The organism is Paenibacillus sp., from assembly GCF_031177825.1.
Lineage (GTDB): Bacteria > Bacillota > Bacilli > Paenibacillales > YIM-B00363 > Paenibacillus_AE.
On sequence record NZ_JAPSKE010000009.1, the window covers coordinates 165,428 to 177,403 of the forward strand.

At 58.6% G+C, this 11,976-nt stretch carries 10 protein-coding genes; 2 read left to right on the plus strand and 8 right to left on the minus strand.

The genetic code is table 11. The features are described 5' to 3' along the window. Positions 1–13 precede the first annotated feature (13 nt). The 3 genes from RIN49_RS13440 to RIN49_RS13450 all read right to left on the minus strand — a co-directional run bounded on the left by RIN49_RS13440 (position 14) and on the right by RIN49_RS13450 (position 6,068). The gene (locus tag RIN49_RS13440; RefSeq protein ID WP_309120684.1) at positions 14–931 is read right to left on the minus strand and encodes an ABC transporter permease; all 918 of its coding nucleotides are present in this window, start codon (positions 929–931) and stop codon (positions 14–16) included. 229 nt (positions 932–1,160) lie between these two features. Further along, positions 1,161–3,452 carry a helix-turn-helix domain-containing protein gene (locus RIN49_RS13445; protein ID WP_309120685.1) on the minus strand — a complete coding sequence of 764 codons (2,292 nt, stop codon included), beginning with the start codon at positions 3,450–3,452 and terminating at the stop codon, positions 1,161–1,163. Between the two features lie 291 nt (positions 3,453–3,743). Next, positions 3,744–6,068 carry a glycoside hydrolase family 95 protein gene (locus tag RIN49_RS13450; RefSeq protein ID WP_309120686.1) on the minus strand — a complete coding sequence of 775 codons (2,325 nt, stop codon included), beginning with the start codon at positions 6,066–6,068 and terminating at the stop codon, positions 3,744–3,746. Between the two features lie 356 nt (positions 6,069–6,424). Here RIN49_RS13450 and RIN49_RS13455 point away from each other — a divergent pair, with 356 nt between their 5' ends. Continuing rightward, positions 6,425–6,871: a GreA/GreB family elongation factor gene (locus RIN49_RS13455; RefSeq protein WP_309120687.1), complete on the plus strand. Its 447-nt coding sequence runs from the start codon at positions 6,425–6,427 to the stop codon at positions 6,869–6,871. A 5-nt stretch (positions 6,872–6,876) separates the two neighbouring features. Next, positions 6,877–7,056, plus strand: coding sequence for a sporulation protein Cse60 (locus RIN49_RS13460; RefSeq protein ID WP_309120719.1), 180 nt, complete (start codon positions 6,877–6,879; stop codon positions 7,054–7,056). A 57-nt stretch (positions 7,057–7,113) separates the two neighbouring features. On the opposite strand, the gene RIN49_RS13465 is transcribed toward RIN49_RS13460, so the two are convergent. The 5 genes from RIN49_RS13465 to RIN49_RS13485 form a co-directional block, all read right to left on the minus strand. Further along, positions 7,114–7,296 (minus strand): hypothetical protein, encoded by a 183-nt coding sequence (locus RIN49_RS13465; RefSeq protein WP_309120688.1) that lies wholly within the window; start codon positions 7,294–7,296, stop codon positions 7,114–7,116. A gap of 310 nt (positions 7,297–7,606) precedes the next feature. Beyond that, positions 7,607–8,782 (minus strand): trans-sulfuration enzyme family protein, encoded by a 1,176-nt coding sequence (locus RIN49_RS13470; RefSeq protein ID WP_309120689.1) that lies wholly within the window; start codon positions 8,780–8,782, stop codon positions 7,607–7,609. Between the two features lie 34 nt (positions 8,783–8,816). Continuing rightward, complete coding sequence (locus tag RIN49_RS13475) at positions 8,817–9,647, minus strand: carbohydrate ABC transporter permease (protein ID WP_309120690.1); 831 nt, start codon at positions 9,645–9,647, stop codon at positions 8,817–8,819. Position 9,648: 1 nt separating this feature from the next. Further along, positions 9,649–10,530 carry a carbohydrate ABC transporter permease gene (locus RIN49_RS13480; protein ID WP_309120691.1) on the minus strand — a complete coding sequence of 294 codons (882 nt, stop codon included), beginning with the start codon at positions 10,528–10,530 and terminating at the stop codon, positions 9,649–9,651. 77 nt (positions 10,531–10,607) lie between these two features. After that, positions 10,608–11,945, minus strand: a complete 1,338-nt coding sequence (locus RIN49_RS13485) for an ABC transporter substrate-binding protein (protein ID WP_309120692.1) — start codon at positions 11,943–11,945, stop codon at positions 10,608–10,610. Between the last annotated feature and the right edge of the window lie 31 nt (positions 11,946–11,976).

Below are 11,976 nucleotides of genomic sequence, written 5' to 3' on the forward strand. Positions count from 1 at the left end.
TGTCTACCCCTTCCTACCAGATGCTGGTGTTCGATATGCGCTTCGCGAATCCGTTCACCAGGACGAGCAGGACGAGATTGATGACGGAATTGAACAAGCCCACCGCCGTCGCGAAGCTGTAGTTCGCGTTCAGCAGCCCGACGCTGTAGACGTAAGTCGCGATGACTTCCGACGTCGCGAGGTTCAGCGAGTTTTGCAGCAAATAAATTTTCTCGAAGCCGACCGACATGACGCTGCCGACGTTCAGAATAAGAATGATCGTAATCGTCGGCAGGATGCCGGGCAGATCGACGTGAATGATTTTCTGCAGCCGGGACGCGCCGTCCACCTTCGCCGCCTCGTATAACGTCGGATCGATGCCCGCGAGCGCGGCCAAATAGATGACCGCCGCGTAACCGGCCGTCTGCCAGATGTCGGACCAGACGTAGATCGAACGGAAGAAGCTCGGCTCGCCGAGGAAATTAACCGATTCCAGCCCGAGCTGCTGCAGCGCGACATTCGCGAACCCGAGCCTCGGCGCGAGGAACAGCATAATGATCGACACCATGACGACGGTGGAGATGAAGTATGGCGCGAACGTGACGAGCTGCACGGCTTTCTTGAAGCGGGCGCTGCGCACTTCGTTCAGCATGAGCGCAAGCAAAATCGGGATCGGAAATCCCGCCAGCAACAAATAGAAGCTCAGAAACAGCGTGTTCTTCACGAGCGTCCAAAACATCGGATTGTCGAAGAACAAATTGAAATGCTTCCACCCGACCCACGGACTGCCCCAGATCCCCTTCATGACGTTGTAATCCTTAAAGGCCAACGCCGCGTTCGCCATCGGGTAATATTTGAAAATCAGAAAATACAGCACCGGCGGCAGCACGAGAATGTACAATTGCCAATGCGTTCGAAAGCTTCTCACGGCTTGCCCCCATAACCCTTGCAAAACGATCCCTCCCAACGAATCACCGATGTAGTAGGCTGACAGCGCTTACTTCTGGCATTGATCATAGTCGATCGTTCGGGCCGACTGTAAGGTACAATTCCGGTGTTCGACGTACCATAACGCCGATTTCGGGGGTCCATCTCTTCCTAAGAACGGCCAAAGTTCCGATGGGAAAAAGGAAAGCGCCCCCCGGTTTCGGGAGGCGCTTGAATCGGAAGCGATTCGACGATTACTCTTCGATGGAATGCCGATAGACGCTCGGAGACACGCCCGTCACGCGCTTGAACGCCCGACGGAACGAATGCGAGCTGTTATATCCGACGAGCGACGCGATCTCGTCGATCGTGTGGGCGCTCTCCTTCAGCAGCTCGACCGCCCGGTCCATGCGCACCTGCTCCAGATGATCGGACAAGTTCGTGCCCGTCACCTCCTTGAACAGCTGCGAAATGTACTTCTCCGGTCGCTCGACCCGCTCCGCAATGCGGTACAACGTCAGCTCCGCATCGGAATACCGCTCGCCGACGAACGACTTGATCTGCTCGACGATCTTGATGTGCATGTCGTTTTTCTTGCTGGCGATCGTTCGGCACATCGTCTCCATGACCGCGTCTACCTCTGCGTGGAACGCGTCGAGCGAGTCCGTCGATTGCAGCGCGAGGATTCGGGCTTTGACGTCGCCCGATGCCTCGGATTCCAGGAACGTCTTCTGATCGAGCAGCTTCAGCAGCGTGCCCTTGATTTCTAACGCCAGCTGTTGTTTCATCTCGGGCGACAGCTCGCGGGCGTCCTTGTTCTCGCTCACGATCATGCGAACGATGCGCTTCGCCTCTTCGAGTTCCCCGGCGCGGATCGTGCCGAGGAGGCGCAGTTCCACGTCGAGCGGATAATAATACGTATCGCTCTCCGGCTTCGTCTCGCCGTACCAGACGACGGATTTGTCGTTCGTCCGCGCCGGGTCGGCGCGTTCGAGCGCCAGCTTCGCCTGCTCGTACGCGAGGCTGACGTCCGTAATCGAAGCGAACGGATTGCCGACCGCGGCGAAGACGGAAATTTTATACTCGCGGAAGAGCAGCTCGGACAGATGCCGGAACAGCGCATCCGCTTGATCGCGGTCGAACGCGCCTTCGCTTCCTTCCTGGGAAAGCAGCATTACGACGGACTTGTCCGCGCCCAGCTCCGTGATCGGCACCGGTCCGGCCAGTTCGAGCATCGTCTGCTTCAGGATGAGGCGCGCCGCGCTCAGCTCGTTCAGCACCTGAACGTCGTTCATCCCGGAATAGCCGTTGATCTGCACGATACCGACGAACCCCGCGTCGCCGCTTAAACCCGCGCCCGATTGCACCGCCGCGGCGACGATCTCCTCGCGCGTCTGGAATTCGCCGGCGATCAGACGTTTGTAGAACGCATCGCGGACGAGCGGCTGCTGCCGGCGAAGCTCCGATTCGAGCTTCCGGTTGTTCGTGATCATCTCGGCGATGTTGCCTTGCAGGAAGTCGAATGCGTTGCGCCCGGTTTTCCCCTCCTGTCCGAAGACGGTGAGCATCCGATGGATCGGCGCGCTGTTTCGATAAGCCAGCACCAATCCGACCAATAGTCCGGCGAACAGCGCGATGCCCGTCACGGTCCACGTGATCGACTTGATTTTGTTCGCGTTCTCGAGCAGCGCCTCCCTCGGGATGCCCGCCTGGTACACCCAGCCGTTCTTCTCGGATCGGATCGTGATGACGAGATCGTCTTCGTAAAATTGACTGACCCGCTCCGCGTCGAACCGCGAGTCCGCCGCCATCGCCGCGACCGCCGGCTCTTCGATGCCCGTCAAGCTGACGACGACCCCTTGTTCGTCGCCGACGCGAACCCAGCCGCCGTACCGGTCGGTGATGCCGGATAAGAGGCTCGCGATCGCATCTTCGTCGATGACGACGACGACGACCGCGGGCGACGTGTCGTGGAAGCTGTCGAGCGGAAGCGATTGCATGTACGTAATAACGGACGTGCGCTGCGTGCCCGAGACGAATTCCTTCAGCGGGATCAGCTCGCTTCGATGCGTCGTGTCGAGCACTTGCTTCCGCCAATCCTCGAACGGGAGATCGGCGTAATGATAGATCGCGTAATAATGCTCAGGTCGAAAGTACGCGGAGCCCGGCGCTAATACGACGTTATAGTTTTGAAGGTAAATGTAGAAATGCCGCAGGAAATCGTTCGTTTGACCGACGGCCGTGACGTCGCGCATCATTTTCCAAATGCCGTAGACGTTGACGCCTTCTTGGGTCGCCTTCTCGTTGATCAGGACGGCGAGGTCCTGGTTGATCGCCAACTGCCTGGTGAGGCCTTCCACCTCCGCCATCCGGCGTTCTAACAATTCTTTGCTTTTCTGCAGCTGCGTGACGCTGTTTTCGATCGACACCGACGTCGTGACGTTGATCGAGGTGCGATAAGACATGTAGCCGGCGACGCTCGGTATGGCGAGAATGACTAAATAGGAGATCAGGAAATTGCGAAACACCTTCGTATGTCTGAACATGCACTTGCCCCCTCTTCCATTGTAAGCGCTGTCAGTCACTCGAATGGAATACCTCCTATTATAACAGGATACGTACACCGCCGAAATATAAAGAGCAACCTCAAGCGTGCTAGATTCCGCCGAAGTTGCTCTCGTATGTTGTTTGCTATGCCGGCCCTCCGCCGCCGCTCTAGGTTCATATTCGCGCTTAGAAGCGGAATCTTCCGCCTATCCCCCCACTTTAAGCTCATATTTGCGCTTAGAAGCGGATTTTTCCGCCTATTCTTGCGCTTAGAAGCGGAATTTCCCGAGCTACCCCGGCAACGGCGTCAAGTCCGGCCCGAACCGGAACGTCATCCCAGGCTGCAGCTCCAGAGAGAGCGTCCTCTCCCCGTACCGCACCGTCGTTCGGCCCGCCGTGCCGGCTCGCAACGTCGCTTCCGCGAGCGCCCCGCCTTCCCAGACGAGGTCGACCTCGACGTCGCCTCGCGCGCGAAGGCCGGCGACCCGCCCCGTCGGCCAGCGCTTCGGCAGCGCCGGGAGCAGGTCGAGCTCGCCCGCGTGGCTCTGCAGCAGCAGCTCGGCGATCGCCGCCGCGCCGCCGAAGTTGCCGTCGATGACGAAGATGTTCGTCTCCGCCCCGGCGATGCCCGCTTTGGAGAAGGTGAACAAGTTATCGAAGCACAGCTTCCCGATCAAATCCGACAGCTGCCGGTGCGCCGCATCGCCGTCGCGCAGACGGGCGAAGCAGGCCGCGAACAGCGCAAGCGTAAACTCGACGTCCTCCAGCTCCGCGCGGCTCATGCGAAGCTCGAGCGTCTTCCGGGCGGCGGCCGCCAATGCCGGCGTACCGAACGGCGTCACCTGATTGCCGGGAAATAAGCCGTAGAGATGCGATAAGTGGCGATGATCCGGCTGCGCCTCGGCGTAATCCTCCAGCCATTCCTGCAGCTGCCCCCGCGCTCCGACGCGCAGCGGCGGCAGCGCTTCCGCCGCCTCCCGCAGCCGTTCGCGCAGCGCCGCGTCCGCGTCGAGCCGTTCGGACGCCTCGATGCAAAACTCGAACAGCTCCCGCACGAGCATCTGATCCATCGTCGGCCCCATCGAAAGCGCATGCGAACGTACGCGATCGTCCCCGGTGTAAAAGCTGTTCTCCGGCGAATTGGAGGGACCGGTCACGAGCCAGCCGAACTCGGGATGGATCGTCATGTAATCGAGGAAGAACGCAGCCGCTTCCTTCAGCACCGGGTACGCCGTTCGCGCGAGGAACGCGTCGTCGCGGCCGAACGTATACCGCTCCATCAGATGCGCCGCGATCCACAAGCCGCCGGTGACGTTCAGGCCCCAAGACGTCTCCCACCCCGGCGAGGCGAACCCCCACGCGTTCGTGAAAACGTGCGCGACCCATCCGTCGCTGTCATAGAAATGACGCGCCGCCGCCCGCCCCGACGACGCCGCGAGCCGCTCCACGAACCGCATCAGCGGCGCATGACATTCGCCCAAGTGCCCGGTCTCGACCGGGTAATAGTTCATCTGCGTGTTGACGTCCAGATGATAGTCGCAGCTCCATTGCATTCGGTTCGCTTCGCCGTCGTTCCAGATGCCTTGCAGGTTCATCGGCAGCGGAGAATCCTCCCGGGAGCCGGATATCGTTAAGTACCGCGCGTATTGGTAGAACAAAGCGTACAACGCGGGGTCCTCCGGACCGCTTCCGATCCGCCGCACCCGCTCGTCGGTCGGCAGCGAAGGCTGTCCGCCGTCCCCGAGTGAAAGGGTTACTCTCGAAAATAACGCTCGATAATCGCATACATGATCCGCTTTCGCCTGCTCGTAGCCCTTGCGGATCGCCTGCGACAGCGCCGAGTCGCACGCCGATCGCCAATCCTCGCCCTCGGTCGCGCCGTAGTCGGTCGCGACGGCGACGTAGACGACCGCTTCGTCCGCGCCGCTCACGAGCAAGCCGCCGCCTTCGTTCTCGCGAACGGCGCCGCCGCGAACCGCGAGGCGAACGGCGCCCGCGCACCGCACTCCGCAGCGGCCGTCGCTGTGCATCGTCTCGAGCGCCTGCGCTTCGAAACGGATCGTTCCGTCGCCCGCCGAGGCGCCCAAGACGCGGACATAGTCGTCGCCCTCGATCCGCAGCTCGAACGACACGCCCCCCGGACGGTCGCATAAGAACCGCGAAGCAAGTACGCCGTCGACATGGGACGCGAACGCCTCGCGCCGGAAGCGCGCGCCGCCGTTCGAGTACGTTGTCGAGACGACGGCCCGCTCGAGGTCCAGCTCCCGCGTAACCCCCTCGCCCGCCGAATCGAACGTCAGCTCCATGCGGCATAACGGCAGGTTCGTGCCGAAGTTGCGCTTCGTCGGCTGCAGCCGCGCGCGAGCCTCCGCCTCCCCGCGCTCGAAGTCTCCCGCGAAAAATTCGTTCCGCATCCGCGTCAGATCCGCCTTCGTATTCGAAGGCGGATCGAGCGGCTCCGGCCGCCCCGACCAGAAGGTCGTCTCCGACAAGCTCCACGTCTCCGCGCCGATCCCTCCGTACACGACGGCGCCCAGTCGCCCGTTGCCGATTGGCAGCCCTTGCTGCCAACCCGACGCCGGACGGTCGTACCATATGCGCAAGCTGCTTGCCACGGTGCTACCCCTTTTCGCGAGTATATAATATATCATGTATGATTTAAAAAGATAATTTCACTATATCATCGCTTCCTAAAGCTGTAAAGCCGCTGCCGACGTCCGCGCTTACAACGAAATAACCATTTCCTATATCTCCACCCTGTTTATGGATGTATTATACTTCATTGACACGATGTACCAGTTTTGATATGGTGACGGTGAGAGAGACATTTCGCTTCCGGAAAGCGAAGTGTCTTTCCTTCATTTTGACGTTGGTTTACATTAAATGGCTTAGGAAGGTGATGCTGTGTTTCCCGTCTTTATTCCGCCTCTGGCGATACCCATCATCCTCGCGAAGGAGAGAACGACAAATCATGACCCATAGATTATTATTAGAAGGGCCGCGTCTGCAGCTGTTACATCAGCTCGTTTATTTCGACGATCACCGAGCGCGCTTCTTGGACGAGCATTATCCGGAGCAAGGGCAAGCCCGGAGCATCGTCGAGAAGACGCTGCAAATTTATACGTCCGTGCTCGAAGACATCCTGGAAGGGGGAGCCTTCCCCGCCTTGCATGCGATCGCCCTGATCGGCAGCGAAGTCGAAATCCGTTACCTGGACGACGGCAGCCGCGAAACCTATGCCATCGTCCTGCCGCACACCGCGGATCCGGACGACGGCCGGCTGTCCTTCCTGTCCCCGCTCGGCTTCCAGTTGTTGATGGCGCGCATAGGCGAAACCTACGAGTTGGAGCTTCCCGCCGGCATCGTTCGCGTGCGAATCGAGGGGGTACGGTTTATCCAAGGAGGTGAAACCGCTTGATTCAAGTGAAGGAATTTCTGGACAGCGAGCATTCGCTCGCGGTGGACGAAGCGAATGCGTTCTTAGCTCAACTGAAGGAAGAAGACATCGTCGAAGTGAAGTACGGCTCGATCGTGAAGAAATCCATCAACGGGACGGAAGGGCAGCGAAGCGCCATTCTGATCGTTTATCGGAAATCGGAGTAGAACCGATCCATTGCCGTGAACGGAAAGGAGAGCCTCGGAGGGCTCTCCTTTTTTTCGCTACCTTTTCATGAACGACAACAGTTGAGCGATCAGCACTAGCAAAATTGTGGCCGCAAGAAGCGGTTTATATAGAAGCGATGGAAGAATCAACAGCAGCTTGAAGTGATGCAACACGAGGATCGCGAAATTCAGAAGCAACAGCGCGAAGCTCAGCCCGTTCAGGAACGATGAGGCTCTCATTATGCGCTACCCGCCTTTGTCGAGATATGGGCCATACCGATTCGGAACGACTCCCCGATTCCGCAGCAGCGCTAAGATGCGAAAGGCGGCATCCCTCCCCCGCGGATCGCGTTGCGCGCGAAAGACGCATCCATCCCCGATCTTCATGCTGGGCTCACCCTCCCATACCGATGACGCGCGCTTCGCCTCGCGAAGCTGGTATAAGGATATGTGCCGCCGGCTCGCCACAATGTCTGTTTCCCTCGAAAAAAACGAAGCCGCTCCCGAACCGTCCGATTCGGACGTTCAGGAGCGGCTCCTTGCGCGACGCTCAATCGCGGACCAGCCTCGACCAAGCGCGTTCGATGTCCCCGATCAGCACGTCGGGATCCTCCAAGCCGATATACAACCTTGCGATCGACGGACTCTCGCCGCCTTGATTCCACCGGGCCGGCGCGGCGCCGACCGTGACCAAGCTTTCGTATCCGCCCCAGCTGACGCCGATACGGAAATATTCCAGGTCGTCCGCCCAGGCTTTAAGAGAATCCACGGGATGCCGCGTCACGAAGGAGAACAAGCTGCCGTACCCTTGCAACTGCTTCTCCGCGAGCCCCCGTTGGGGATGCGTTGGAAGTCCCGGGTGGTTCACCCTCACGACGTCGCCTTTGCGCAGCAGATGCTCCGCCACCCGCAAGCCGCTCGCTTGATGCCGCTCCATCCGAAGCGGCAGCGTGCGGACGCCGCGCGTAATGAGCGAAGCGGTGTGGGCCGTCATGACGCTGCCGAGCAGCATGTAGCTCCGGTTGCTGATCGTCTCGATCAGGTCGCGCCGGCCGACGACGACGCCGCCTAAGCTGTCGCTATGTCCGGAAAAATACTTCGTGAGCGAATGAACGACCAGATCGATGCCCATGGAGATCGGTCGTTGGAAGACCGGCGTCGCCCAAGAGTTGTCGATGACGGTGAGCGCGCCGGCTTCGCGAGCGATGGCCGCGACCCCCTCCAAATCCTGGAGCTCGAACAGTCCGGACGTCGGACTCTCTAAATAAATTACCTTTGTATTCGGTCGAACCGCCTGTCGGAAGGCGTCCAACTCGGAACCGTCGACGAACGTCACCTCGACCCGATACCGCGTCGAGAGATCCGCGAGGAATTCCCGCGTCGGTCCGTACGCTTGATCGACGCAGACGATATGATCTCCCGTCTGCAGCAGGGCATGCAGCGTGCCCGCGATCGCGCCCATGCCCGAGGCGAAGCAGCGGGCTTGTTCGCCGCCTTCGAGCTCGGCGATGCGCCGCTCCAAATACATAACCGTCGGATTATTCCCTCTCGAATACACATGCGCGGCAAGCACGTCCTTCATGGCGCAATCGAAGGAGGCGTGGTTTTCGAACGCGAACAAGCTGTTCTGGTATAACGGCATCGTCACGGCGCCGTGATGGCGCGTGTCCACCGGATCGTGAGCGACTAATGTTTGTATGTGACGTTCCTCGTCGCGATTGGTCATGTATCTCCCCTACCCTTATCCGTTCCCTCTGTCTTTAGCCTTTTTCGGCGCCTTGCGTTAACCCTTCTACGATGTATCTTTGCGCGAAAGCGAACAAAATCACGGTCGGGATCACGGACAATACCGTGCCGGCGGACATAGCGCCCCAATCCACGTCGAACTTCATAATGAACGAGTTCATCGCGACCGGCAGCGTCTTCATCGACTCGCTGTCGATGAACATGACCGCCGCGAACAGCTCGTTCCAGTTCTGCACGAAGGCGAAGATGAACGTGGATGCGATGCCGGGCAGCATGACCGGCAGAATGACCCGATACAAGGAGCCGAGTCTGGAGCACCCGTCGATCATCGCCGCCTCCTCCAGGCTCGAAGGAATGCGCTGGAAGAAGCCGCGAAGCATTATCGTCGAGAACGGGATCAAGCCGACGGTGTACAGAATAAGCAGCGAAAACCGCGTATTGATTAGATCGAGCTCCGCCAATAACAAGTAGAGCGGCGCCAGCGAGACGAAGCCCGGCAGCATCTGGGTCGAGAAGAACGCCATCATGATTTGTTTATGACCGCGGAACGTAAACCGAGCCATGACGTATGCGCTGAGAATCGAGATGGCGATGACGATGACCGCCGACAAGACCGAGACCAGCAAGCTGTTCCCGATATATACGTGAAATTTCGATATTTTAAAAATATTGATGTAATTTTCCAACGTGAATTGCTGCGGCCAATAGTGCAACGGGAAGGAGAAAATATCCTTCTTCGGCTTTAGCGAGGTCATGACGATCCAATACAACGGAAACACCATCAAGACGAGATGGAACGATAAGTACAGTACTTTCAAACTCAGGAGAACGCGAGACTTGGCCATCTTAGAAGTCCCCCACTTTCTCGGACTTCGTCACGAATAAATAGAAGATCGTATACAGCATAAGCATGGCAAGCATAATGACGCCGATCGCCGATGCGGAGCCGTAGTCGCCGCCCGACAGAATTTTCTCCATCATGAGGGAGGACAAAATATGCGTCGAACCGGCGGGTCCGCCGTTCGTAAGTCCGTAAATAAGCGATGGGTCGTTGAAGATCCAAATCGCCCGAAGCAGCGTCGTGGCAATGATCGTCGGCACGATGTACGGCAGCGTCACGCTGAAAAACTTGCGAATCGCGCCGGCGCCGTCCATGCCGGCGGCTTCGTACAATTCGGCGGGAACGGATTGCAGCGCCGCGAGCAACATGATCGCGAAGAACGCGATGCCGTACCAAACGTTCGCGACGATCACGGACACCATCGCCCAATTCGGGTCCGACAGAAAGCCGATCCGCTGCTCGATCAAGCCGGCGCGCATCAACAGATCGTTGACGACGCCCATCTGCGAGTTGAACATCCATTTCCAGATCAGACCGATCAGAAATCCGGACAACGCCCACGAATAGAAGACGAAGCCTTGATATACCCCGCGTCCGCGGAAGCCTCTGCGCAGCACCAACGCCAGCGACAACCCGATCAGAAACTGCAGGCTGAGCGAGGAGGCGACCCAGATCGCGCTGTTCCGCAGCGCATACAGAAACTTGGGGTCGTTGAAGGCATTCTCGAAATTCTGGAAGCCGATGAATCGGACATTCGTCAAGTCGAACAGCACATAATTTTGGAAAGCCATGACGACTCCGCGAAAGAACGGATAGAAGGTAAAGACGGCGAGAAGCAGCAACGCCGGCAGCAGGCTGAACAAGATGAACGTTCTTTGTTTCGTCATGCAAAAATCACCGCCTGAACTATGAACGCGCGATGGGCAACGCAAGGTTACCCATCACAGGATCATATTAATATTTGTTATTTCACTGCTTCCTTCGCTTTCGACCAGAAGTTGTCCCATTCCTTCAGCGTATCCTCGACCGTAGCTTGCCCGAGCAGCATTCTTTGCCCGGATTCCATGTTGAGGGTACCCCACTGGCCGTTGGCCGGATAGTCGACCGTCGCCTTGAAGTTCAAGTACGTCTCCGGCATATTCGTCATCTCGATCAAGGTCTTGTACGGACCGGACTGGAAAAACTCGTCTTCGACGGCGGTGCTGTGAATCGGAATCGTGCCGTAGCCCTTCGAGAAAATCGTGTTTTGCTCCGGCGAAGACAAGAAGGCGATCAGCTTCCACGCCTCTTCCTTATGCTTGGAGTGCGACGCGAGGCTCCAGCCCGCGCCGCCGGCGGAGATAAGCGCTTTGCCCGCAGGACCGACCGGCATCATCGCCGAGCTCCACGTACCTTCTTCCATGTCGTTCTGCAGCGACGCGATAACGTCCGGGTCTTGCAGAAGGAATGCTGTTACGCCGGAGGTGAACGCCTGCACTTGCTCTTGGAAGCCCCAGTTCACGGAGTCCGGCGGGGAAGCTTCCTTATACAGCTTCACGTACAACTCAATCGCGGCTTTCGCTTCCGGCGTCGAGAAGATCGTGGCGCCGCTCTTCAGGAAGTTCGGGTCCGTCAGGTCGACGTTGTCGGCATTGTAGTCGCGGACCATCGTGTCAGGCACCGAGTTGGATCCAGGACCGCCGCGGAACGAGAAGCCGTACCGGTTATTCGCCGGATCCGTCAACGCGACCGCCGCGTTCACGAGTTCTTCGTATGTCTTCGGCACTTCGATGCCTTTCTCTTTCAGCCAATCCGCCCGGTAGAACATCTGACGCTGGTACATCCCGTTCGAGATGAAGTACAGCTTCTCCTGCGTCGTGCCGACCGCGCGAGCGACGGAGGTGACCGTCTCGAAGTCGCTCCACTTCGCGGCGTAATCGTCCAGCGGCTCCAAGTAGCCGTTGTTGACGAATTCCGCGACGTTCAAATCGCGCGCTTCCAAGACGTCAAGCTCCTGCTTCGCCGCAAGCATCGTCCGGATTTTCGTGTCCGCTTGTTCGAACGGCGGAGAGATCAATTCGACCTTGATGTTCGGGTTTTCTTCTTCGAATTTGTCGATCATCGTATTCAACATGGCCGTACGGTCCGGATTCGACAAGCTCTCGATCATGCGAAGCGTCACCGTCTCGCCGCCGCTCTTTCCGGAATCGTTGGAACCTGTTCCGGTCGATTCGCCTCCGTTGCCGCAGGCCGCGATCAAACTCGCGACGGCGACGGTAGATACCGCGACTTGCATTGACTTCTTGATCTTAAGCGCTTTCATGCTTGTTCCCCCTTTTTATAGATGGCAAGAG